Source organism: Sphingopyxis sp. YF1, from assembly GCF_022701295.1.
Classification (GTDB): Bacteria; Pseudomonadota; Alphaproteobacteria; order Sphingomonadales; family Sphingomonadaceae; genus Sphingopyxis.
Map to the genome: position 1 here is coordinate 649,435 of NZ_CP033204.1, position 22,048 is coordinate 671,482.

General features: G+C 68.1%; 22 protein-coding genes. 16 read left to right on the plus strand and 6 right to left on the minus strand.

Features of this window, described 5'->3' with window-relative positions:
* Nucleotides 1-47: 47 nt before the first annotated feature.
* The gene (locus EAO27_RS03255) at nucleotides 48-740 is read left to right on the plus strand and encodes a DUF4286 family protein (protein WP_242777057.1); all 693 of its coding nucleotides are present in this window, start codon (nucleotides 48-50) and stop codon (nucleotides 738-740) included.
* Here the strand turns inward: EAO27_RS03255 and EAO27_RS03260 are convergent.
* On the minus strand, nucleotides 732-1,907 hold the full coding sequence (locus EAO27_RS03260; protein WP_242777059.1) for a GntR family transcriptional regulator: 1,176 nt from the start codon (nucleotides 1,905-1,907) through the stop codon (nucleotides 732-734). The two genes, EAO27_RS03255 and EAO27_RS03260, sit on opposite strands and share 9 nt — an antisense overlap.
* Before the next feature lie 95 nt (nucleotides 1,908-2,002).
* Between EAO27_RS03260 and EAO27_RS03265 the strand changes: the two genes are divergently transcribed.
* From EAO27_RS03265 to EAO27_RS03290, 6 genes are read left to right on the plus strand one after another with little or no spacing between them, the layout of a single operon-like run.
* A complete protein-coding gene (locus EAO27_RS03265; protein ID WP_242777061.1) occupies nucleotides 2,003-3,148 on the plus strand; it encodes an acyl-CoA dehydrogenase family protein in 1,146 nt (381 codons plus the stop codon).
* A 2-nt stretch (nucleotides 3,149-3,150) separates the two neighbouring features.
* Entirely contained in the window at nucleotides 3,151-4,107 is a 957-nt protein-coding gene (locus tag EAO27_RS03270; RefSeq protein WP_242777063.1) for an acyl-CoA dehydrogenase family protein, read from the plus strand.
* On the plus strand, nucleotides 4,107-4,898 hold the full coding sequence (locus EAO27_RS03275; RefSeq protein ID WP_242777065.1) for a thioesterase family protein: 792 nt from the start codon (nucleotides 4,107-4,109) through the stop codon (nucleotides 4,896-4,898). The genes EAO27_RS03270 and EAO27_RS03275 overlap by 1 nt, the downstream gene beginning before the upstream one ends.
* Complete coding sequence (locus EAO27_RS03280) at nucleotides 4,895-5,851, plus strand: SDR family NAD(P)-dependent oxidoreductase (RefSeq protein ID WP_242777067.1); 957 nt, start codon at nucleotides 4,895-4,897, stop codon at nucleotides 5,849-5,851. Before EAO27_RS03275 ends, EAO27_RS03280 begins: the two co-directional genes overlap by 4 nt.
* Nucleotides 5,848-6,633, plus strand: coding sequence for an SDR family NAD(P)-dependent oxidoreductase (locus EAO27_RS03285; RefSeq protein WP_242777069.1), 786 nt, complete (start codon nucleotides 5,848-5,850; stop codon nucleotides 6,631-6,633). Before EAO27_RS03280 ends, EAO27_RS03285 begins: the two co-directional genes overlap by 4 nt.
* Nucleotides 6,630-7,370, plus strand: coding sequence for an SDR family oxidoreductase (locus EAO27_RS03290; protein ID WP_242777071.1), 741 nt, complete (start codon nucleotides 6,630-6,632; stop codon nucleotides 7,368-7,370). Before EAO27_RS03285 ends, EAO27_RS03290 begins: the two co-directional genes overlap by 4 nt.
* A 45-nt stretch (nucleotides 7,371-7,415) precedes the next feature.
* Here the strand turns inward: EAO27_RS03290 and EAO27_RS03295 are convergent, their stop codons facing one another.
* Nucleotides 7,416-8,399: a phytanoyl-CoA dioxygenase family protein gene (locus EAO27_RS03295; protein WP_242777073.1), complete on the minus strand. Its 984-nt coding sequence runs from the start codon at nucleotides 8,397-8,399 to the stop codon at nucleotides 7,416-7,418.
* A 142-nt stretch (nucleotides 8,400-8,541) separates the two neighbouring features.
* Between EAO27_RS03295 and EAO27_RS03300 the strand changes: the two genes are divergently transcribed.
* Nucleotides 8,542-9,525 (plus strand): helix-turn-helix domain-containing protein, encoded by a 984-nt coding sequence (locus EAO27_RS03300; RefSeq protein WP_242777075.1) that lies wholly within the window; start codon nucleotides 8,542-8,544, stop codon nucleotides 9,523-9,525.
* Nucleotides 9,526-9,610: 85 nt separating this feature from the next.
* Nucleotides 9,611-10,621, plus strand: coding sequence for a nitronate monooxygenase family protein (locus EAO27_RS03305; protein ID WP_242777077.1), 1,011 nt, complete (start codon nucleotides 9,611-9,613; stop codon nucleotides 10,619-10,621).
* A 31-nt stretch (nucleotides 10,622-10,652) separates the two neighbouring features.
* On the opposite strand, the gene EAO27_RS03310 is transcribed toward EAO27_RS03305, so the two are convergent.
* Nucleotides 10,653-12,086, minus strand: a complete 1,434-nt coding sequence (locus tag EAO27_RS03310; protein ID WP_242777079.1) for an alpha/beta hydrolase — start codon at nucleotides 12,084-12,086, stop codon at nucleotides 10,653-10,655.
* A 168-nt stretch (nucleotides 12,087-12,254) separates the two neighbouring features.
* On the opposite strand from EAO27_RS03310, the gene EAO27_RS03315 reads away from it, so the two are divergent.
* The 6 genes from EAO27_RS03315 (at nucleotide 12,255) to EAO27_RS03340 (ending at nucleotide 18,551) form a co-directional block, all read left to right on the plus strand.
* On the plus strand, nucleotides 12,255-14,096 hold the full coding sequence (locus EAO27_RS03315; protein WP_242777081.1) for a monovalent cation:proton antiporter-2 (CPA2) family protein: 1,842 nt from the start codon (nucleotides 12,255-12,257) through the stop codon (nucleotides 14,094-14,096).
* A gap of 202 nt (nucleotides 14,097-14,298) precedes the next feature.
* The gene (locus tag EAO27_RS03320; protein ID WP_242777083.1) at nucleotides 14,299-15,075 is read left to right on the plus strand and encodes an SDR family NAD(P)-dependent oxidoreductase; all 777 of its coding nucleotides are present in this window, start codon (nucleotides 14,299-14,301) and stop codon (nucleotides 15,073-15,075) included.
* Nucleotides 15,072-15,863, plus strand: a complete 792-nt coding sequence (locus tag EAO27_RS03325) for an enoyl-CoA hydratase-related protein (protein ID WP_242777085.1) — start codon at nucleotides 15,072-15,074, stop codon at nucleotides 15,861-15,863. Before EAO27_RS03320 ends, EAO27_RS03325 begins: the two co-directional genes overlap by 4 nt.
* Nucleotides 15,860-16,618: an N-acyl homoserine lactonase family protein gene (locus tag EAO27_RS03330; RefSeq protein ID WP_242777087.1), complete on the plus strand. Its 759-nt coding sequence runs from the start codon at nucleotides 15,860-15,862 to the stop codon at nucleotides 16,616-16,618. The genes EAO27_RS03325 and EAO27_RS03330 overlap by 4 nt, the downstream gene beginning before the upstream one ends.
* Before the next feature lie 55 nt (nucleotides 16,619-16,673).
* On the plus strand, nucleotides 16,674-17,996 hold the full coding sequence (locus EAO27_RS03335; RefSeq protein ID WP_242777089.1) for a M28 family peptidase: 1,323 nt from the start codon (nucleotides 16,674-16,676) through the stop codon (nucleotides 17,994-17,996).
* Between the two features lie 111 nt (nucleotides 17,997-18,107).
* Entirely contained in the window at nucleotides 18,108-18,551 is a 444-nt protein-coding gene (locus EAO27_RS03340; protein ID WP_242777091.1) for a PilZ domain-containing protein, read from the plus strand.
* Between the two features lie 18 nt (nucleotides 18,552-18,569).
* Here EAO27_RS03340 and EAO27_RS03345 read toward each other — a convergent pair whose 3' ends face one another.
* The 3 genes from EAO27_RS03345 to EAO27_RS03355 all read right to left on the minus strand — a co-directional run bounded on the left by EAO27_RS03345 (nucleotide 18,570) and on the right by EAO27_RS03355 (nucleotide 20,482).
* Entirely contained in the window at nucleotides 18,570-19,298 is a 729-nt protein-coding gene (locus EAO27_RS03345) for an enoyl-CoA hydratase-related protein (RefSeq protein ID WP_242777093.1), read from the minus strand.
* Nucleotides 19,295-20,155: a MaoC family dehydratase N-terminal domain-containing protein gene (locus tag EAO27_RS03350; RefSeq protein ID WP_242777095.1), complete on the minus strand. Its 861-nt coding sequence runs from the start codon at nucleotides 20,153-20,155 to the stop codon at nucleotides 19,295-19,297. The genes EAO27_RS03345 and EAO27_RS03350 overlap by 4 nt, the downstream gene beginning before the upstream one ends.
* Before the next feature lie 66 nt (nucleotides 20,156-20,221).
* A complete protein-coding gene (locus tag EAO27_RS03355) occupies nucleotides 20,222-20,482 on the minus strand; it encodes a hypothetical protein (protein ID WP_242777097.1) in 261 nt (86 codons plus the stop codon).
* Between the two features lie 90 nt (nucleotides 20,483-20,572).
* Here EAO27_RS03355 and EAO27_RS03360 point away from each other — a divergent pair, with 90 nt between their 5' ends.
* Nucleotides 20,573-22,042, plus strand: a complete 1,470-nt coding sequence (locus EAO27_RS03360) for a DUF87 domain-containing protein (RefSeq protein WP_242777099.1) — start codon at nucleotides 20,573-20,575, stop codon at nucleotides 22,040-22,042.
* The last annotated feature ends 6 nt before the right edge of the window (nucleotides 22,043-22,048 follow it).

Genomic DNA, 22,048 nt, shown 5'->3' on the forward strand with positions numbered 1-22,048 from the left:
GCTTCGCGGCAAGCCCCAATTCAACGAACGAAAAGGTGGAGAGAAAGATGGCCGACGCGAACGCAATCCTGCTGGTGATGCAGAATGCCAGGGCGGGGCGCGCGGCGGCGCATCGCGACTGGTATCTGGAGCATCACCTGCCCGACGTGTGCGGGGTTCCCGGCGTGTTGCGCGGCGAATTTGCCTCGGTGGTGAACGCGCCCGAAGGGTTGCGCTGGGCGAATGCGGCGTCCTATTGGCTGGACGGCGATCCGGCCGCGATCCTCGGCGAAATCTTTCGCCGGGCCGGCAGCGGCGACTGGACGATGAGCGATACGCTCGACGGCGAATCGATGATGATGGCGATCGGCGAAGCGCTGACCGGCCGCATCCGTTCGGCGGTTACCCCCGATGCGGCGGGCAAGGACCGGCTGCTCTACGTCGTGCTGACCAATGCGACGCCGGGCGACGATGATGCGTTCAACGACTGGTACAGCAATACCCATATTCCCGACGTGCTCGCGGTTCCGGGTTTTGTTGCGGCGCAGCGGTTCCGCCTGATCGATCACCCCGCGCTGCGGCCCTATCCGTTCCGCTATGCCGCGATCTACGAAGTGCTGGCGTGCGAAGCCGATGCGGCGTTTGCCGAACTCGGCGCGCGTGCGGGAACCGAGCGCATGGTCCTGTCGCCGACGCTCGACCGGTCGGGGATCGCGGCGGCGCCCTATCTTCCCGACGGCGTTTGCGCCCGATCAGCCTGAGCGCTCGGCCGCGCGCCGCGCGCGGTCGCGTTCGAGGCGCGCGATCCAGCGGCGCGAATGGTCGAACATGGAGCGCATCAGCGCCATCGCAGCCGGAACGTCGCCCGATTCGACCGTGTCGATCATCTCGCGATGGAGCTGCTTGAGCTGCGGCAGGAAGGCTTCGTCGGGACGGGGCAGCGCGGTCACCCCGTAGCGGAGCGCGACGTCGACGAAGAGCGCGAGCGCGCGGTTGCCGCTGAGATCGGCGATGATCTGGTGGAATTCGCACGCGGCGGCCAGATAGTGGCCCGCCGACGCCTGTTCGAGCCGGGCAAAGGCCTTGCGCAGCGCCGCGAGCGATGCGGCATCGGCGCGGCGCGTGAAATCCTCGATCGCTACGATTTCGAGGCAGCTTTGCGCCTCCCACAGATGCGACAGCGGAATGCGCGAATAGGCGAGATAGGTCGCGGTCAGCTCGACCGTATAGGCGGGGTCGCACTGGCGGATGATCACGCCGCCGCGCGCGCCGGTCTTGACCCGGACGATCTCGTGCAATTCGAGAGGTCGCAGCGCTTCGCGGAGCACCGCGCGACTGACGCCATAGCGCTGCTGGAGTTCGGCTTCGTTGCCCAGATTGGCGCCGGGTTCGGCGCCGGCGCTCTCGATATCCTGCACCAGCCGCAGCGCGATCGTCTCGCTGAGCTTCGGGGTGGAGCCCGCAACCATGCGTTCCTCGGCGAGGTCGCTGATCGTCCGGTCGTCGAGCGCCTCGAGGAACAGTCCGATCGCTTCATTGTCGTCGCTGTCGGTGCCAAGCCGCGGCGCGGCGCGCAGGATCGCGGCGGTGCGGTCGAGCAACGCCCGGTCGATCTTGGTCAGTTCGAAATAGGTTTTGACCGCATAGACGATCGCGTGCCGCGGCGGCGCCTTGACCACCAGCCCGCCATAGACGCCGCGCCGCATGCCCGCCGCCCCGTGCCATTCGAGCTGGCGCACTGCCTCGCGAAAGGTCGCGCGCGAGATGCGGAAGCGCTCCATGAAGTCGGCCTCGGTGCCCAGCACCTCGCCCTCGTTCCAGCCGCGCTGGACGATCTCGTCGACGATCCGTTCGGCGACCACCTCGCCGAGTTTTCGCCTGCGCTTGTTTGCGCCCGTTATCGCCAAAATGCCCCCCGGACGATTCATGGCCTGATTTGCCTCCCCGATCCTTCGTGCCTTTCGTCCCGTTTGACAAGGCGGACCCGTTGAATAAGTATACCAATTAAACGAGGAGAGGAATCGTGGAATTCGCGTGGAACGAATCGGAGGAGGCGTATCGCGCCGAACTCCACGCCGTGCTGGCGACGCTGCCCGCCGACTGGTGGGGCGAATATGCGCCCCATGGACCATCGAGCCCCCGGCTGATGGAGCATGCCCGCGGCTTCAACGCGCGGCTGGCCGAACGCGACCTGATCGTGCGGCACTGGCCGAAGGAATATGGCGGCTGCGACGCGAGCGCGTGGCAGCAGATCATCATCAGCGAGGAGATGTGGTCGATCGGCGAACCGCGCTCGTCGCTCTATCTGGGCACCAACTGGGCCGGACCGGCGATCATGAAGTTCGGGACCGAGGCGCAGAAGCAGCGCTGGCTTCGCGCGATCGCTGCCGGCGAGCTTTTGTGGTGCCAGGGGTTTTCGGAACCCGAGGCAGGCACCGACCTTGGCAATATGAAGACGCGCGCCGAACCCGATGGCGACGGCTATGTCGTCAACGGGTCGAAGATCTGGACCAGCTATGCTGCGCGCGCCGATGTCATGTTCCTGCTCGCGCGCGTCGGCGGCAGGGGCAAGGGCGGGGTCAGCTGTTTCCTCGTGCCGATGGACACGCCGGGCATCGAGGCGCGCCCGGTGCCCGGCGTGCATTCGAGCCATGATTTCCACGAAATCTTCTTCACCGACGCGCACCTGCCCGCGGAGGCGCTGCTCGGCGAGGAAGGCAATGGCTGGCAGATCGTCCAGACGATCATCCATTATGAGCGGATCGGCGCGGGGCGGTACGAAAAGGCGGCGCGCGCGCTTGCCCATGTCGTCGACGTGCTGAAGGCGCGCGGCGATTTCGACGATCCGGTGGTGCGCGCCGATTGTGCGGTCGCGCTCGCGGCGGTCGAGGCCGCGCGCCTCCAGACCTATCTGGTCATCGACGGACGGGCCAAGGACAAGGAGCCCGGAGCCGAAACCTATCTCGCGCGCTGGGCGATGATCCAGGCCGATCACGCCGTCGCCAACCTGAGTTCGACCTATCTGCCCGACCGGCTCGTCGATGGCGCCGACGGCCATCTGCGCGCGCAGTTCAATTCTGCGATCACCGCCGGAATCGCGGCCGGCGCGGCGGAGGTGCAGCTCAACATGATCTCGGGCCGCCACCTCGGCCTGCCGCGGGGGAATTGACGATGGATTTCGACTTCTCCGCCGACCAGCATGCGCTTGCCGAGGCGATCGGCCGCATCGTTGCCGATCACCGCGACCTGCCGCGGACCGGCAATGTGGTCGAGCCGCGCGCCTTTCACCCCGCGACAGAAATGGAGATGACGCTGGCGCGCGCCGGCTTCTTCGATATCGCGCTGGAGCCGGGGTGCGGCGCGCTGGAGGCGGCGATCCTCGTATATGAGACGGGGCTTTCGCCACTGGTGCTGGAGACCGGCGCGTCGGCGCTGATCGCACCGCTGCTGACCGGCGAGATGCTGCCGCGCCCGGTTGCGGTCGCGCGGCTCGCCGACCTGACGCGCGGCGTGCGTTTCCTGAGCGAAGCGCGGACGCTGCTCGTCGATCTGGGCGACGATGTCGCGGTGGTCGATATAGCGGGGCACGCCGTGGTGCCGCTGGCCGGCGCCTATGCCTATCCGCTCGGCAAGTTCGCCGCGGCGCCCGATCTGTCGGGCGCGCAGCGGCTGGGCGCCGAAAAGGCCGATGAACTGCGCCGCCTGTGGCGCATCGCGCTCGCGCTCGACATTGCCGCGGCGATGCAGGCGGCGACCGATTTCACCACCGGCTATGTCAAGCAGCGACATGTCTTCGGGCGCCCCGTCGGGTCGTTCCAGGCGGTCCAGCATCGCCTCGCCGCCGATGCCGAAAAATGCCGCGGCACTTATTGGCTGGCGATGAAGGCGGCGTGGAGCGGCAGCCCGCTCGATGCCGCGATCGCGGCGCTGCACGCGCAGCGCGCGATCGCGCAGGTCAATTATGACACGCATCAGTTCAACGGTGCGCTCGGCATGACGCTCGAGCATGCCCTGCACCTCTGGACCTTTCGCCTGCGCTGGCTGGTTGGCGAGATGGGAGGATACCGGACGCAGGCGGCCGATGTCGCGGCGCTGGCCTGGCCCGATGCGCCGCGGAAGGCGGGCTGATGGCTTCCCCCGCGATCGTGCCCGTCTTGCGGCACCTCTTCGAGCGCGACGGCGCCGTCTACACCCCGACCGCGCTCGCGACCGGGCCGTGGGACCGGCGCCTGCAGAGCGGCGTCGTGCTCAATGCGCTGATCGCGCACGAGATCGAACGCACGCCGAGCCCCGTCCCGATGGTGACGAGCCGCCTGCTGCTCGACATCATGAAGCCGACGCTGATGGCGCCGGTTACGGCGCAAGTGACGGTGGTGCGCGAGGGCAAGCGGCTGCAACTGCTCGACGTCGAACTGGAGCAGGAGGGAGCGGTTACCGCGCGCGCGTCGGCCTTGCGCGTCCGGGTGGGAGCCTCGCCCGCGACCGACGCGCCGTGCCATGCGCTGCCGCCACCGGGCCTGCCGAGCCTCAACGGCGCGCGATCGCCGATGCGCGACATCATCGAGACGCGGCTCGAAGCGGGCGGGCTGGAGGCGCTCGGCCCCGGGGTCGTCTGGACGCGCGTCGACGGAGAGATCGTGCCGGGCACCCCCATCTCGCCCTTCGTCCAGCTCGCAATGGCGGCCGATTTCGGCAGCGGAACGTCGAGTTTCGTCGACTGGCGCGAATGGAGCTTCGCCAATGTCGATATCAGCCTGCACCTGACGCGCATGCCCGAAGGCGAATGGGTCCGTCTCGCCGCTGAAACGGGCAGCGCGGGCAACGGCATTGCCGTCGTCCACTCGCGGCTCGCCGACGAACGCGGCGAGATCGGCCATGCGCACCAGACCCTTTTTCTCGACCGGAGACCAAAAGCATGACCCGCATTACCTCGCCTTTCGGATGGAGTTCGACCGCCGCCGCGGTCGCCGCGGGTCATGACCTGACCGGCAAGCGCGCCATCGTCACCGGCGCGACGAGCGGGCTGGGCGTGGAAACCGCGCGCGTGCTCGCTTCGCGAGGCGCCGAACTGATCCTTGCGGTGCGCGATACCGCTGCCGCCGGAGCGCTCGCCGAAGAGATTGCGGCGGTGGGCGGCAAGGTACGGGTGGCGGCGCTCGATCTTGCCGATCTGCGTTCGGTCGAGGCATTTGTCGCAGCCTATGACGGCGCGCCGCTGCACCTGCTGATCAACAATGCCGGAATCATGGCGTGCCCGCTGATGCGCACCGCGCAGGGTTTCGAAATGCAGCTGGGTGTCAATCATATCGGCCATTTCCACCTGACCAGACTGCTCCTGCCCGCGCTCAGGGCGGCGAGGGGCGCCCGTGTCGTCGCGGTCGCTTCGAGCGGGCATCACTGGAGCGATTTCGATTTCGACGACCCCAATTTCGAGCAAACCGCCTATGATCCGCTCGCCGCCTATGGCCGGTCCAAGACCGCCAATGCGCTGTTCGCGCTCGAACTCGACCGCCGTTGCGCGGGCGACGGCATCCGCTCCTTTTCGCTGATGCCGGGCGGTATCCACACCGCGCTGGGGCGCCACATGACCGAGGAGATCCGCTCGCGGCTCGGCATCGATCCGGCGCAGGCGAGCCAGTATCGATGGAAGACGGTCGAACAGGGCAGCGCGATGACGATCTGGGCTGCGCTCGGGCGCGAACTCGACGGCGCGGGCGGGCTCTATCTGGAGGATTGCAACGAGGCGCTGCCGGCCGAAGAGGGCAAGCGCGTCGGCGTCAAGCCGTGGGCGCGCGATGCCGCGTCGGCCGAGCGACTCTGGACGTGGACCGAAGCGGCCATTGCGGCGACCAAAGGAAAGGACAGCATATGAAGGTTGATCTGACGGGCAAGAGTGCGCTGGTCACCGGCGGCGGGCGCGGCATCGGCCGCGTCATCGCGACGCAGCTGGTGCAAAATGGCGCGCGCGTCACGATCGCCACGCGCACCGAGGCGAGCGGGGCAGCGGTGCGTGACGAATTGCGCGCGATGGGGGGCGAGGTCGAACTGGTCGCGCTCGACCTGTCGACGCGCGCGGCGTGCGATGCGGCGGTCGAGGCCGCCGCGGACGCCTTCGGCGGCCTCGACATCGTTGTCCACAACAGCGGAATCTTTCCGTTCACGCCGTTCGAGAAGCTGGAAGATGACGAGTTCGACGCCGTGATGCGGACCAATCTCTACAGCTTCATGTGGCTCAGCCGCGCGGCGCTCCCCCATATCAAGGCCGGTGGCAACGGGCGGATCGTCGGCATCTCGTCGCTGATCGGCAACCATGCCTGGCTCGCCGGGCTCGACGCCTATGCCGCTTCGAAAGGCGGGATGAACGGGATTGCGCGCAATCTCGCGCTCGAGTTTGCCAAGCATAGCGCGACGGTCAACATCATCGAGCCGGGGCTGGTGATCGACGACCGCAGTCCGCGCATGGACGATGTCACGCGCGACAAGATCGTTCCGAACATTCCGATGCAGCGCGCCGGCCTGCCGAGCGATATCGCCAATGCGGTGCTGTTCTTCTGTTCGCCGACGTCGCAGTTCGTGACCGGGCAGGCGCTGATCGTCGATGGCGGCCATATGCTGCCCGACATGTCGAGCTACGCGATGAGCGCGCGGCTGTGAGCGAGCGGTTGGCGGACAAGGTTGTGCTGGTGACCGGCGCCGCCGGCGGCATCGGCAGCGCGGTGGTGCGGCGCTTCGCCGCCGCGGGCGCGCGGGTTGTCGCCACCGATCTCGATGCGGAGGGGCTCGACCGCCTGGCGGCCGAGGTGCTGGGCGTGCGAAGCCATGCCGCGGACATCACCGACGCGGACGGCGTGGCGATGTTGTTCGCGGCGATGGACGACGCCTTTGGCCGGATCGACATATTGGTCAACAACGCCGGGATCGGCGGACCCCGCACGCAGCGGCTGCACGAGGTGGCGCTCGAGGATTTCGACAGGGTGATGGCCGCGAACCTGCGCGCGCCGCTGGCGATGACGCAGGCCGCGTTGTCGCGCATGGTCGCGCAGGGCGGCGGGGCGATCGTCAATCTTGCCTCGCCCGCGGGTTTTCATGCGGTCCCGCGCGTCGGCGCCTACAGCATCTCCAAGGCCGCGATGATCATGCTGACGAAACAGACGGCAAAGGAATATGCCGCCGATGGCATCCGCTGCAACGCGGTGGCTCCGGGGGTCACGCGCACCCCGATCCTCGACGATCTGCCCGACGCGCATCTGAGCCAGATCGTTGCGATGATCCCGCAGGGACGCATCGCCGAGCCGTGCGAGATCGCGGCGATGGTCGCCTATCTGGCGAGCGACGATGCAAGTTACGTCAATGGTTCGATCGTGATGGTCGACGGCGCGGCGGGGAGCTGATCGGCGGGGTGCGGCCGCCGGCACCCTGACCGCCATGCCGTGCGATCAGTTTTCCGACGCCCGGCGCAGCGTTTCGGCGTGGTCGCCGTCGAAGACGACGACGATGCGCTTGCCCGGTGCCGCGCTCGGCACATAATCGGCGCGTTTCTGGCGCACGCCGGGGTGCTCGATGCGGATGAAGGTTTCGTCGTCGACCGTGAAACGGCGCTCGGCGCCGTCGGTCGTGCGGACATGGATGCTGTCGGTATCGGCCGCGACGATGTCGGCGAGCAGGACGCGAGGGTCGGCGGCCGACTGCACGCGCGTGTCGATCGTCACGCGGCAGCGGTTCGAGGTGTTCGGCATGCTGGCGTGCGGCGTACAGGGGTTGAGGATCAGCACGTCGCCGGGAAAATAGTCGGTGGTCGCCCAGCTGTCGTCGGGAATGACGCCTTCGGGGATCGGACTCGGCGTCTTGGCGAGATTGTGGAAAAAGCCGCGGTTGCACTGGCGCACAGCGAGCATCAGCCCGCCGACTTCGCGCTCGCAATTGGTCAGCGGGGTCCACACCGGCTTGTAATTCCGGATGCCGGGGCTGAAGAAACCGTCCTGGTGCACGCCGGTGATCGAGCCGCCCGGCGGATAGGCGCGATACTGCACGATCGGGATGATGCACGCGGGTTCGCCGAGAATCTTCTCCATCAGCCGCATGTTCACCGGATTTTCGATCAGACGCCGCGCAATACCCGAAAATTCCGTGCTTTCCTCCATGCCGCCGGGCGACGGCGTGCCCGTCCAGACGGGCTCGGTCGCGCCGGGCTCGATCAGCCCGTGACGCTCCATCACCGCGAACATCGCCTCCCGGGCTGCCTTGACCGAAGCGGGGTCGAGCACGTCGCGCAGCAGGATATAGCCCTCCTCGTCGTGGAACCGCATCAGCGCGGTGTGGTCGTCCAGCAGATGATTGCAGGATTCGAGCTCGCGCACCGGTCTGACGCTCAGCACGTCGAGATCCCGCGCATCGGGCATGAAGATCGATTCCACGGCCATGTCTTGCTTCCTCTCGGTCCTCTCGATCGGTCGGGTCTGTCGCTGCCCGCCGCTTTCGTGAGGATTTTGAGCGCAGGGTGGCATCGACAACAAGGGGCGTTTTTGACATATCTAGCAGGCAAATTTCCGAAAGGCTCACCTCATGTCCTTTGTTGCGGCGGTCGTGACCTCGCCCGGCTATGTCGCCCCGCTCGGCGCGATGATCGATGCGCACGCGCGGCTCGGGGAAGTGTTCGCGACCAATCCGGCGCTCGGCGACTATGCGCGGATGCAGACCGGGTTGCGGCTGCTCGCAGCGGCGGGCGAGCGGATCGAACTGGTCGGCGGACGCGTGCTGCCCGCCGACGCGCCGCTCGCCGGGGCCGATGCTCCGCGACTGGTCTTCCTGCCTTCCTTCCAGCTGCCCGATCCCGATGCGTTCGAAGCGCTGATGCCGGCCTTTGCGCCGCTCCATGCCTGGCTTTGCGACCGCCGGCGCGAGGGGGTGGAGATCGGGGCCTGCGGTGCGAGCGTGCTGCACCTCGCCGCCGCCGGGCTGCTCGACGGGCGCCCCTGTGCTGCCGGCCCGCGGCTGGTCGGGGCGATGCGGCGCCTGTTCCCGCGCGTCATCGTCGATACCGGCAATGTGATCTGCCGCGCCGACAATGTGTGGACGTGCAGCCGCGACGCCGAAAGTGCCGCGCTTGTCGCGCGGCTGTTCGCCGAGGCGTTTTCGATCACGCTCGGCCGCAGTCTCGCCGCGCGCGAACCGCCCGGTGCGCTCGCCGGCCCGCTGGCGGCGGAAACCGATCCCTTCGTCGCCCGCGCGCAATTGTGGATCCGCGATCGCTTTACGCGGCGGTTCCGCATCGGCGATCTCGCGCGCGACCTGGGGGTCAGCCACCAGTCCCTCATCCGCCGGTTCCGGGCGGCGGGGTCGGCGACGCCGCGCGAGTTCGTCCAGCGCACCCGGGTCGACGCCGCGACGGCGATGCTCGCCGAAACCCGCCGTTCGGTGGGGGAGATTGCGCAACTGGTCGGTTATGCCGACGTTGCATCCTTTCGCCGCGTGTTTGCCGCGGCGACGGGGGTTTCGCCGAGCGCCTATCGCCGCGCGCAGCGGGCAGAACGCCGCCCCGGCGCTTGACAAAGGCGCCGCGGCGCGTTTTATAAACATATATATAATTTAAAGATAAAGCGTCGCCGCGTGCGGGGCTGAGGAAAGGAATGACATGGCCCTCGACCCCGAGCTGCGCGATCGCCTGACGCTTCCCGCGGTGTGCGCGCCGATGTTCCTGATCAGCAATCCGGCGATGGTCATCGCGGCGTGCAAGGCGGGGATCATGGGCGCGCTGCCGCGGCAGAATGCGCGCAGCACCGAGATGTTCGCAGCGTGGCTGAAGGAAATCCGCGAAGCGCTCGACGCCCATGCCGAGGCGAACCCCGGCGCGCGCATCGGCCCGGTCGCGGTCAACCTCGCCACCAGGATGGAGCCCGCCGAGGCGGCCGAGCACCTCGATCTCGCGAAGCGCTACGGCGTCGACATCATCATCAGCGCGATCGGCAATCCCGCCGAACTGGCGGCGCGCGTGCACGATGCGGGGCTGAAGATCTTTCACGACGTCGTGTCGATGCGCTTCGCCGAAAAGGCGATCGCGGCGGGGGTCGACGGAATGACCTGCGTCGGGGCGGGCGGCGGCGGCCATTCGGGCAATATCGGCCATCTGGTGCTGGTCCCGCGCATCCGCCGCATCTTCGACGGCACCCTGCTGATGGCGGGCTCGATCTCGACCGGCGCGGCGATCCGCGCGGCCGAAATACTGGGCGCCGACCTGGCCTATATGGGGACTCGCTTCATCGCCACGAAAGAGGCGGCGATCGACCCCGCCTATGCGCAGATGATGATCGACGGCCATTCGGAGGATCTGATGTTCACGCCGAAAATCGCCGGCGTCGCGGCCAACTGGCTGCGTCCGTCGATGGAGCGGCTGGGGCTCGACCCCAAGAATCTGCCGCAGCCGACGGTCGCGCACGGGCGCGGATACGACCATCTGCCCGAAGGGGTGAAGCCGTGGAAGAATCTGTGGTCGGCGGGGCAGGGGATCGACCTGATCGACGACGTGCCGCCGATCGCCGAACTCGTCCGCCGCCTGCGCGCCGAATATGTCGCGGCGTGCGATCAGCCGAGCTTTGCCGATGTCGCGCGGCTGGTCGATCGGGCGATGGATGCCCAGCCTGGCTGACAGGCTTGTGCTACCGGTTTGTGCGCCGCGCTCATCGACGCTCGCCCGCTCGCGAAACGATGGCGTCGCCATAGCGGTCGTCGATGCCGCCGGTGGCGATGAAATCGCGCATCATCCCGAAATAGCCATCGGCATAGCGGGTCGATACGCGCGTCCCGTCGGGCGCGGTTTCGAACAGCGTCATCCCATGCTCGGCGCCGGGATAGACGGCGAGGGTATAGGGTTTGCCCGCGTCGATCAGTGTTGAAATCCGCCGGCCCGTTTCGCGCGCCGGCGCCTGATAATCGCGACCGCCGAGAATCCACAGCTGCGGCGTCGTACCGGCGCGCAAAACAGGCATCGGATCGTAGCCGAAGGGCGTGCCCCAGTCATAGTCGCGCGCGAGCGCCCGGATCGCCGGTCCGTCGTGCGGCAGCAGAAGCCAGGTAAAATGGCCGTGCAAATCCTTGTACCAGCTTTCGCCGCGATAAGTTTCGCGGATCGCGATGAATTCGTCGATCCCCGTCGTGAAACCGCTCGCGAACACTACCCCCGCGGCGCGGCCGATTTCCTGCGCCTTGGCGATCGTTTCGGGCGGATAGCCCTTGTCGGTGAGCTCCATTTCCATCTGCTGGAGGTCCTCGTCGAGGATGCTGACCGCGAGCCCGAAGCTGACGATGACGAAATCGACGGGCGCGCGGTTCGCCGCCAGCGGCGCGACCCAGCCGCCCTGGCTGCCGCCCTGATAGCCGACGCGGCCGGCGCGCGGTCCCGCCATCCGCCGCGCGGTCCGCATCGCGGCGACCGCATCGTCGGCGAGAAGGTCGAAATCCTGACTGTATTTGCCCCCTGAACTGCCCGTTCCGCGCTTGTCATAGACGAAGACGCCGATGCCCTGCGCCGCGAACAGCCGCTGGAGGAAATAATATTGCAGCGCCGCGTCGCGCTCGGCGCCATGGACGAGGATGACGACGGGGACCTTGCCCGGACCCGGCGGCATGACGAGCCGGCCTTTCAGCGTCACCCCGTCGCGCGCCGCGAAGGCCGTATCGACGACATCGAAACGCCTGCGATGCCCTTCGACGCCGGCGAAGGTCATCCGTCCTTCGCCGCATGCGGCGAAGGAGACGGCGATCCCGTCGGAGCGCCCGGTCCAGCCGTAGAGGCTTTGCCACTCTCCCGTGGCGGTTTTTCGAAGTTCGCCGACACTCCCGTCGAAAAGGCGCCAGCGCGGCCGTTTCTCGTCGACCGGGCCGACATCGACCAGGCGACCGTCGTCGAGCGCATAGGTCCCGACGTGGCACGCGATATCCCCGGTATTCTCTGCGGCGGTTACCGGCATCGCGCCCAGCAGCAGGGCGAAACACGCGGCCGCGCCCCCGGCGGCAGTGCGGATGGATGAAAGAATCGAGCGGACGTGCGCCTGCGGCATATCGGTTCCCATCGATGTCCGGTCGAGCCGGCGGAGGGTGATTTCAAAAACCACGGTGAGTTATAATTGTAATACACCTTGAGCGCGGGTGACAAGACCCGCCGCAATATGGTGCGCCAGCAGTGATGGCGGTGGCGCTGGTGGCCGCCGCCGGCTTGTTCTAAGCCCTGATTCGCGACGCCGATGCCGGGGTCGTTCCGACGACCGGACGAGGGGACGAGCATGGCCGCCGACACAGCACAGCATGCTGCCGAGGCGGCGGTGCATGGTTTCGACCTGGTGCCCGTCGTCGTGCTGCTCGCGGCGGCGGTGATCGCGGTGCCGCTGTTCAAGCGGCTCGGACTCGGATCGGTGCTCGGCTATCTTGCCGCGGGGCTGGCCATCGGGCCGTTCGGGCTCGCGCTCTTTTCCGATGCGCAGGCGATCCTCCACGTCGCCGAACTCGGCGTCGTGATGTTCCTCTTCATCATCGGGCTGGAAATGCAGCCGTCGCGGCTGTGGGCGATGCGCGGCGAAATCTTCGGGCTCGGCGCGGCGCAGGTCGCGCTGTGCATCGCGCTGCTGATCTGCGTAGGGCTGGCGCTCGGCTATCCGGTCGCGGCGAGCTTCGTCGCGGGCACCGGCTTCGTCCTGACCTCGACCGCGATCGCGATGCAGATGCTGGAAGAACGGCGCGCGCTGGGGGCGCCGAAGGGGCGGCGCGTCGTTGCGATCCTGCTGCTCGAGGATCTGGCGATCGTGCCGCTGCTCGCGCTCGTCGCCTTTCTGGCCCCCGGGGCCGAAGCGGTGTCGAATGCGGATCGCATGATTGCGGTCGGGATCGGTCTCGCGGCGATCCTCGGGCTCGTGCTCGCCGGGCGCTACCTGCTCGACCCCATGTTCCGCCTGCTCGGGCGGGTCAGGGCGCGCGAGGTGATGACGGCCGCGGCGCTGCTCGTCGTGCTGGGATCGGCGCTGCTGATGCAGGAGGCGGGGCTCTCGATGGCGATGGGGGCGTTCCTTGCGGGCGTGCTGCTGTCCGAATCCTCCTTTCGCCACCAGCTCGAGGCCGACATCGAGCCGTTCCGCGGGGTCCTGCTCGGGCTCTTTTTCCTCGGCGTCGGCATGGCGCTCGACCTCGATATCGTCGCGGCCAACCTCGGGCTGATCGCGGTTTCGGTCGCGGCGTACATGATCCTAAAGATGAGCGGCATCTATGCCGTCGCGCGGCTGTTCAAAGCCGACCGCGCCGAGGCGGCCGAGCGCGCGGTGATCATGGCGCAGGGCGGCGAATTCGCCTTTGTCCTCTATGCCGCGGCGACCGGCGCGGGGATCCTGAGCGCCGAAAATAATGCGATCCTGACCGCGATCATCATCGTGTCGATGGTGCTGACTCCGATCATGGTGATCCTGCACGACCGTTTCGCGCCGCGCGCGGGGCCCTCGACCGACGGGATCGATGTGGCGCAGGACCTGCGCGCCAGCGTGCTGATGATCGGTTTCGGGCGCTTCGGGCAGGTCGCGAGCCAGCCGCTGTTCGCCAACGACTGTTCGATCTCGCTGATCGACACCGACACGGTGGCGATCCGCGAGGCGGCCAATTTCGGTTTCAAAATCTATTATGGCGACGGCACCCGGCTCGACATATTGCACGCCGCCGGCGCGCACGCGGCGCGGCTGATCGTCATCGCGATCGACGATCGCGAGGCGACGCTGAAGATCGTCGAGCTCGTTCGCGCCGAATTCCCGCATACGCCGATCCTCGCGCGCGCCTTCGACCGCGAGCATGCCGCCGAACTGATCCACGCCGGCGCCACGGTGCAGGTGCGCGAGACCTTCGAATCGGCGTTGCTGATGGGCGAGGAGGGGCTGAAGCTGCTCGAGGTCGATCCCGAGGCGATCGCCGATATCATGGAGGACACGCGGCGGCGCGATGCCGAACGATTGGCGATCGAACTGGTCGAGGACGTCTATGCCAGCCGTCACCTGCTGCGCGGCAACGCCGCCGTGTCCCGCGACGTAGAGGATGGGAGCAAAAGCCAGAGTGGCGCGGAGGCCGCCGGCGACAAGGCCGGGGATGGCTGACGAGGGGGAGCCACCTTTATCCCCCGTCCGTCGCGCTCGGCGACCGCGACGGGGGATGAGGTTGTCTGTGCACGATGAGAACAATATGAGAACAAATCTTCCCCGTCAATCCCCTTTTGTTCTCTTTTTCCCGACGGCGCGCCGGTTGACGTAAACGTCAATCGGAGCCAAGGCCGGGGCGATCAACGAAAAGGATGGATGGATGGCCGAGCAACCCAAATTCGATCTTACGGGGCGCGTCGCGCTCGTCACCGGTGCCTCTTCGGGCCTCGGCGCGGGTTTCGCCAAGGCGCTCGCTGCGGCGGGAGCCAAGGTGGTGCTCGCGGCCCGGCGCGCCGACAAGCTCGCCGAGCAGGTTGCCGAAATCACTGCCGCGGGCGGACAGGCTGTCGCGGTGAGCATGGACGTCACCGACGAAGCGTCGACCATCGCAGCCTATGACGCCGCCGAGGCGGCGTTCGGCACCGTCGACACGATCGTCGCCAACGCCGGGGTCGCGACCGAGAAGATGGCGATGGGGTTGAGCGTCGACGAGGTCGACTTCCTGCTCGCCGCCAACGTCCGCGGCGTATTCCTGACCGCGACCGAGGGCGCGAAACGCCTCGACAAGGCGGGGAGCCGCGAAAAGCAGAATGGCCGCATCGTGCTGATCGGATCGATCACTGCGGAGAAGGTGTTTCCCGCGACGTCGGTCTATGGCGCGACCAAGGCGGCGGTGCGCCACCTGGGCAAGGCGCTGGCGCGCGAATGGGCGCGGCGCGGGATCAGCGTCAATGTGATCCAGCCGGGCTATTTCGATTCCGAAATGACCGCCGAACTGTTCGAAAGCGAAACCGGCGCGGCGATGGTGAAGGCGTTCCCGCGCCAGCGCATGCGCCCGCCGAGCGACCTGCACGCGCCGCTGCTCCTGCTCTGTTCGGACGCCGCGCTGGGCATCACCGGCAGCGTGATCACGGTCGACGACGGGCAGACGCTGTGAGCGGCGAACTGCTGATCGAGACGCGCGGTCAGGTCGAGATCGCGACGCTCAACCGGCCCGAGCGATTGAATGCGCTGAGCGAAGGGCTGGTCGACGAGCTCAACGCCTATTTTGCGGGGCTCGCCGAGCGCAAGGAGGTGCGCGTCGTCATCCTGCGCGGCGCGGGGCGCGGCTTCTGCGCCGGGCTCGACATCCAGGAGGACCGGTCGAGCGACGAGACGGCGGTGCTCCGCACGCTGCGCACCCAGACGAGCATCGGCAATATCTATCGCAAGATGCGCGCCTGTCCGCAGCCGATCATCGCGCTCGGCCATGGCGCCGCGGCGGGGGGCGGATTGTCGCTGCTGCTCGCGTCGGACGTGCGCTACGGGGCGCCGAATTTCCGCTGCAACGCCGCCTATATCCGGATCGGGCTCGGCGGCTGCGACATGGCGTCGAGCTATTTCCTGCCGCGCCTGGTGGGCGCGAGCCTTGCTTCCGAAATGATCCTGACCGGGCGGTTCATCGACGCGCAGCGCGCGCTGTCGGCGGGACTGATCAGCGAGATCGTCGAGGCAGAGGCGCTGCTCGACCGCGGCCTTGCGCTCGCCGACGAGATGCTCGCGACCGCGCCGTGGGGGCTGCGGCTGTCGAAGCAGGCGCTCAATCTCAATATCGATGCGCAAAGCCTCGACGCGGCGATGGCGATCGAGGACCGCCAGCAGGTGATATTGTCGGCGACCGAGGATCACAAGGAGGCGCTCGCCGCCTTCCTCGGCAAGCGCGCGCCCGAGTATCGCGAGCGGTGACGGACACGCTCACCCTCTATGCCTTCAACACCGGCTGGTTCCAGTGCCGCCCGGGCTATTTCATCGAGGGCGAGGAGGGCGATTATCTGAAAGGACCCGTGCCCTCCTATCTGATCGACCATCCCAAGGGCCGCGCGCTGTTCGATACCGGCATGGGGGTGAGATACCGCCGCACGCTCGAAACCGCGCTGCCGCCGAACAAGTTCGGGCTGCAATGGTTCGAGGGGCAGGAGATCGCGGCGCGGCTGAAAAGCATCGACGTCGATCCCGCGAGCATCAACTGGGTGATCAACTCGCACCTGCATATCGACCATTGCGGCGGCAACGCCAGCCTGCCCAATGCTTGCGTGATCGTGCAGTCGCGCGAACTGGCGGCGGCGCAGGCGACCGAGGAGCCGGGGCTTTACGAGGCCGAGGATTATGCCACCGGCCAGCCGGTCAAGGCGATCGACGGCGAATTCGACCTGTTCGGCGACGGCAGCGTGCGGATCGTGCCGACCTATGGCCACACGCCGGGGCACCAGAGCGCGATCGTCAAATTGCCGAGCGGCCGCGAAATCCTGCTCGCCGCCGACTGTTGCTACACCGAGCGCAACCTTGACCTGATGGTGCTGCAAAAGGCGGTGGTCGACCGCGAGGCGGGGCTGAAGACGATGGACTATCTGCAGCGCCAGCGGCGCGCGGGTGCGCACATCCTGTTCGGGCACGACGGGCACCAATGGGCGGCGATCGACGAGGGCAGGCCGATCGGCTGACCTGCGCGCGGCACAAGCGACTTTTCTTTGCGCCGGCTCCGGCGCATGAAGCGGCATGATCAAACCCGCCCTGTTCGCCGCCCTGCTGCTTTCGACCGCCGCACCCGCGCTTGCCCAGACCGGTACCCCCGCCGCCGACCCCGCGCGGCTGAAGGCCGACGTCGAAAAGCTCGTGTCCTTCGGCACGCGCCACACGCTGTCGTCGGCGACCGATCCGAAGCGGGGGATCGGCGCGGCGCGCAACTGGGGCGCCGCCGAATTCGAACGGATCGCCAAGGCGTGCGGCGGCTGTTTGACCGTGACGCGCATCGCCGATCGGTTCGAAGGGCCGCGCGCACCCGCCGGCGTGATCGTCGAGAATGTCCTCGCGATCCAGAAGGGCAGCGGCGATCCGGCGCATGTCATCATGATCGCAGGGCATATCGACAGCCGCGTCAGCGACCCGATGAACTTTACCGCCGACGCGCCCGGCGCCAATGACGACGGATCGGGCACCGCGCTGGTGATCGAGGCGGCGCGGCTGTTGTCGAAGCAAAAGCATCGCGCGACGATCGTCTATGCGCTGCTGTCGGGCGAAGAGCAGGGGCTGTGGGGCGGCAAGCTGCTCGCGCGGCACGCGAAGGAGCAGGGCTGGGACGTCGCGGCGATGCTCAACAACGATATCGTCGGCGGCACGAAGGGCACCGACGGGACGATCGTCGCCGACCGGGTGCGCGTGTTCAGCGAAGGCATTCGCGCCTCGGAGGATCTGGCGGCGCAGCTCGCGCGGCGCGGCATCGGCGGCGAGGACGACGGTCCGTCGCGCGCGCTCGCCAAGGCGGCGGTCCGCGCGGGGACGCGCAACCCGGCGATCGGGCTCGAGGTGCTCGCGGTGCGCCGCCCCGACCGCTTCCGCCGCGGGGGCGACCATCTGCCGTCGCTCGAGCTCGGCTATCCGGCGATCCGCTTCACCGTCGGGGTCGAGGATTATGACCACCAGCACCAGGACCTGCGCAGCGAGAACGGCCGCAAATACGGCGACACGGTCGACGAGATGGATTTCACCTATCTGGCGCGCGTGACCGCGCTCAACGTCGCGCTGGCGCGCGAGCTCGCCGATGCGCCGCCGGCGCCTGCGCGGGTCGCGATCGACGGCGCGGTGAGTTCGGACACGAAGCTGGTCTGGACGCCGGTGAAAGACGCCGCCGCCTATCGTCTCTACTGGCGCCGTGCCGACCGGAGCGCGTGGACCGACAGCCGTCTGGTCGAAGGCGGCGATACTGCCGAGTCGCTGCTCAAGGGCGTGCAGATCGACGATCATTTCTTTGGTGTCGCTGCGGTCGGCGCGGACGGCACGGAAAGCATCGTCACCTTCGGCGGTTTGCCGCCTCAAAAATAGCACGGCTGGCGGAGACGCTAGCCGATTGTTTACCATCTCGGCCTATGGGCGGTGAAAGGGACCACAAGCGTCGCCCGGAGTGGGAACCGGGCGGCTTGATTTGGGTCGCGCATGTCGAATTTCGACGATCAACCGGCTGCCGAAGGCGCCGAAAAACGTCAGCCGCGCCAGTCGCGGCTGGTCAAGGCCGCGCTCGATTGCGAGCGGTTCGGGCGCTTCGACGTCACCGTCCGCAACGTGTCGCAGACCGGCATCGGCGGGCAGGCGCCGCATATCCTGCAGCGCGGCGAACGGCTGACCGTTCACCTGCCCGGGCACGGTCCGATGCGCGGCACGGTGCGCTGGGTGGTCGATCGCCGCTTCGGGATCGAGACCGACGGCGAAATCCACATCGACCGGCTGCGCGCGGCGCACGGCGGCAGCCTGCCCTCCGCCGACCAGAGCGTCGAGTTCCGTATCATCCCGCCGCCGACAACCGTCGCCAAGCGGCCCGGCCTGTCGCTGGGCGCCGCGACCCCGCGCGATCCGCACCGCAGCGCCTGGCGCGAGCGATAGGCGCGCCGAAGCGCGCGCCTAGAATTGCTTCGCGACCCGTTCGGCGAAGTCGGGGGCGACGCCGGCGCTGTTGAACACCTCGTGCGCGAGCCCCGCGGCGAGCGGGAGGTCGGCCTGTTCGCGGTAGAGCCTTTTGTAGGCGAAGACGCTGTGGCGCGACTGGCCGGCGATCGCCTCGGCGAGCGCGCGCGTCGTCGCCTCCAGCTCCGAATCGGGCACGCAATGATTGGCGAGGCCGATGCGCGCCGCTTCGGCACCGCTGACGGGCAGGCCGGTGAAGCTGATCTCGCGCGCCTTCCACTCGCCGACGCGGCGCGGCAGGCGCTGGCTCATGCCCCAGATGGGGACCAGCCCGAACTTGCCGTGGGTGTCGGCAAAACCGGCGCTCTCGCCCGCGAGAATGATGTCGCCCGCGAGCGCGAGTTCGAGCCCGCCGGTGAAGCAGCCGCCCTGTACCGCGACGATCACCGGTTGCGGCAGTTCGGCGAGCCTGGTGACGATCGATGCCTGATAATGCGGGCGCGGTGCGGCGACGCCGCGTTCCTTGAGGTCGTTGCCGGCGCAGAAGACGGGGCCGGCGGCGCGCAGAACGACGGCGCCGATCGCATCGCCCGCCGCCGCGATCGCGTCGACATGCGCATCGAGTTCGCCCCACAGTGCAAGGTTGAGTGCGTTGCGCTTGTCGGCACGGTTGAGCGTCAGCGTCGTGACGCCGTCCCGGTCTTCGCGCAATACCAGCTCGTTCATGCCTTTGTCTCCGTTTTGGCTTCCGCCGCCATGATCGTTCGTCCGTCGGGGCCGATCGCCGCCAGCTCCCATCCGTCCTCCTTGGGCCGCCCGACGAGATGGACCGGTTCGCCGACGAAGGCGGGGGCCTGCGCGCGCATCTTGAACGCCGTCAGCGCGTTGGCGCCGAGTTCGCGCTGCGCGAGGTCGAGCAGCAGCGTCGCGGTGAGCGGCCCGTGGACGACGAGCCCGCGATACCCCTCTTCGTCGCGCGCATAGGGCAGGTCGTAATGGATGCGGTGGCTGTTGAAGGTCAGCGCCGAATAGCGGAACAGCATCGCCTCGGTGGGCCGCACGTCGCGCCGCCAGTGCCAGCCCGACAGGTCGGGTTCGCCGGCGGGAGGCGGGGGAGCCGGGGAGGCCGCCGCCGCCGGGGCGGGTTCGCGAAAGACGATCGTCTGGCGTTCGCTGACCGCCAGCACACCGTCGGCGCGCGTTTCATGGTCGACCTCGACGAACACGAGGGTGCCGGTGCCGCCGGTCTTTTCGTTGATCGCGGCGACGGTCGAGGTGCGCTCGATCGCGGCGCCGGCGTAGATCGGCGCGTGGAAGCGCGCGTCGCTCGCCGCCCACATCCGCCGCGGCAGCGGGATCGGCGGCATGAAGCTGTCCGGATCGTCGGTGCGCAGCGGGTGGCCGTCAGCGCCGAGCGCCGCGGTCGGTGCGTCGGGGAGGCAGAGGCACCAGTGGATCGCCTGTTCGGCGGTGTCGCCCGCGGCGCCGCTGTCGATCGTCGCGCGAAAGCGCGCGAGCGCGGCGGCGGTCAGCCGGTCCTGCTGGGTGATGCTGCGGCCGATCCATGCGTCCCACGCGCTCATGCGTCTCTCCTCGATCCTCTTTTGCCAGGGTGCCAAAGCAGGAATTGGCGGGGCTGCCAAGCGGTCTCAGTCGCCGGCGGCGCGATCGATCAGGTCCATGAAGTCGCGCGCCGAATCGCGATCGGCGGGGTCGGCGAAGGCGACGTCGAGATCGGGGGCGACGCCGAGCATATGCATCAGCGCCCATAATGCGAAACGGCGGCCCTTGTTGGTTTCGAGCCCGAAATCGACCCGCATCCGCTCGGTCCCGGCGGCGAGCGCATCGGGATGCAGCGCGCCGAGGTCGGTGGTTCCGAAATAGCGAAACATCTGGTCGTCGAAGTTCATCGCGCGTCCTTTGCGCGCGATGCGATGAAATGCCAAGCATCGCGAGGGCGTCCGGTTGTCAGTCGCACGGCGCCGGGCTAGGGCGCGGGCGTGGACATCAGCATCGAAATCGGAACCGACGGCACGGGCCGGGCGGTGCACGTCAATGTGCAGGAACTGCTGGCGACGCGCCTGCTGGTGCAGGGCAATTCGGGGTCGGGCAAATCGCACCTGCTGCGCCGCCTGCTCGAACAGAGCGCCGATATGGTGCAGCAGATCGTCATCGACCCCGAGGGCGATTTCGTCACCCTGGCCGATGCCCACAGCCATGTCGTCGTCAACGCCGGCGACTATAACGAGCGCGAGATCGCGGCGATGGGCGCGCGCATCCGCGAACATCGCGCGTCGGTGGTGCTCAGCCTCGAGACGCTCGACATCGAGGCGCAGATGGGCTGCGCTGCGGTGTTCCTCAACGCGCTGTTCGATGCCCCGCGCGAGCACTGGTTTCCCGCGCTGGTCGTCGTCGACGAGGCGCAGATGTTCGCACCGACCGCTTCGGGCGACGTGTCCGACGCGGTGCGTCGTGCCAGCCTGAGCGCGATGACCAACCTGATGTGCCGCGGACGCAAGCGCGGGCTGGCCGGTGCGATCGCGACGCAGCGGCTCGCGAAGCTCGCGAAGAACGTCGCCGCCGAGGCGAGCAATTTCCTGATGGGGCGCACCTTCCTCGACATCGACATGGCGCGCGCCGCCGACCTGCTCGGCATGGAGCGCCGTCAGGCCGAGTCGATCCGCGACCTCGAACGCGGGCATTTCCTGGGGCTGGGCCCCGCGATCGCACGCCGCCCGGTGTCGGTGCGGATCGGCGCGACGCAAACCTCGACGCGGATGGGCACGCACGGGTTGTTGCCGCTGCCCGCCGCCGAGCCGGTCGAGATGCGCACGATGCTGTTCGCCGAACTCGAAGCCGCGCCCCCGCCGCCGCCGCCGCCGGTCCCACCCCCCGTCGCTGCGGGTGAAGTGCTGCGTCAGATCGCCGAGCAGGACGAAGATGCGAGCTCCAGCGAGGGGCTGCTGTTCCCCGAGCTGGCGCCTGGCGCGCCCGACGCGGCCGAGGTCGACGCCGCGGTGACCGATGCGCTGCGCGAAATGCTGGCCGACCCCGACGCGGCCTTTCATCCCGAAGCCTTTCTCTATCAGGATTTTTCGGTGCGCTGCCGGATGCAGAAACTGCCGCGCGTGCCGCTCGACCTCGCCGCCTTTCGCCGCCGCTTTGCGCTGGCGAAGGGCGGGGTGTTCGACCACGCCGAGCCGCGCTGGCAGGAGGCGCTCGATGCCGCGTCGCGCCTGCCCGACGATGTGCTCGCACCCTTCCTGCTGATCGTGCGCGCGGCGATGGACGGCGAACCCTGTCCCGACGACGACGCGCTGGGCCGCGCCTATGGTACGCGTTCGCCGGGGCGTGTGCGCCGGCTGGTCGAATATATGGAGCGGCTGGGCGCGGTCGTTGTGCGATCCGATTTCGGCGGCCGGCGGTCGATCGGCATCCCGCTGCTGGGGCTGACCACCGAAGCCGAGTAGGCGGGG

Bases quoted from the DNA above. Each gene is read 5' to 3' on its own strand.
- EAO27_RS03255 (WP_242777057.1), top strand. From the start codon at position 48: ATGGCCGACGCGAACGCAATCCTGCTGGTGATGCAGAATGCCAGGGCG.
- EAO27_RS03260 (WP_242777059.1), bottom strand. From the start codon at position 1,907: ATGAATCGTCCGGGGGGCATTTTGGCGATAACGGGCGCAAACAAGCGC.
- EAO27_RS03270 (WP_242777063.1), top strand. From the start codon at position 3,151: ATGGATTTCGACTTCTCCGCCGACCAGCATGCGCTTGCCGAGGCGATC.
- EAO27_RS03275 (WP_242777065.1), top strand. From the start codon at position 4,107: ATGGCTTCCCCCGCGATCGTGCCCGTCTTGCGGCACCTCTTCGAGCGC.
- EAO27_RS03280 (WP_242777067.1), top strand. From the start codon at position 4,895: ATGACCCGCATTACCTCGCCTTTCGGATGGAGTTCGACCGCCGCCGCG.
- EAO27_RS03285 (WP_242777069.1), top strand. From the start codon at position 5,848: ATGAAGGTTGATCTGACGGGCAAGAGTGCGCTGGTCACCGGCGGCGGG.
- EAO27_RS03295 (WP_242777073.1), bottom strand. From the start codon at position 8,399: ATGGCCGTGGAATCGATCTTCATGCCCGATGCGCGGGATCTCGACGTG.
- EAO27_RS03300 (WP_242777075.1), top strand. From the start codon at position 8,542: ATGTCCTTTGTTGCGGCGGTCGTGACCTCGCCCGGCTATGTCGCCCCG.
- EAO27_RS03305 (WP_242777077.1), top strand. From the start codon at position 9,611: ATGGCCCTCGACCCCGAGCTGCGCGATCGCCTGACGCTTCCCGCGGTG.
- EAO27_RS03315 (WP_242777081.1), top strand. From the start codon at position 12,255: ATGGCCGCCGACACAGCACAGCATGCTGCCGAGGCGGCGGTGCATGGT.
- EAO27_RS03320 (WP_242777083.1), top strand. From the start codon at position 14,299: ATGGCCGAGCAACCCAAATTCGATCTTACGGGGCGCGTCGCGCTCGTC.
- EAO27_RS03335 (WP_242777089.1), top strand. From the start codon at position 16,674: ATGATCAAACCCGCCCTGTTCGCCGCCCTGCTGCTTTCGACCGCCGCA.
- EAO27_RS03340 (WP_242777091.1), top strand. From the start codon at position 18,108: ATGTCGAATTTCGACGATCAACCGGCTGCCGAAGGCGCCGAAAAACGT.
- EAO27_RS03345 (WP_242777093.1), bottom strand. From the start codon at position 19,298: ATGAACGAGCTGGTATTGCGCGAAGACCGGGACGGCGTCACGACGCTG.
- EAO27_RS03350 (WP_242777095.1), bottom strand. From the start codon at position 20,155: ATGAGCGCGTGGGACGCATGGATCGGCCGCAGCATCACCCAGCAGGAC.
- EAO27_RS03355 (WP_242777097.1), bottom strand. From the start codon at position 20,482: ATGAACTTCGACGACCAGATGTTTCGCTATTTCGGAACCACCGACCTC.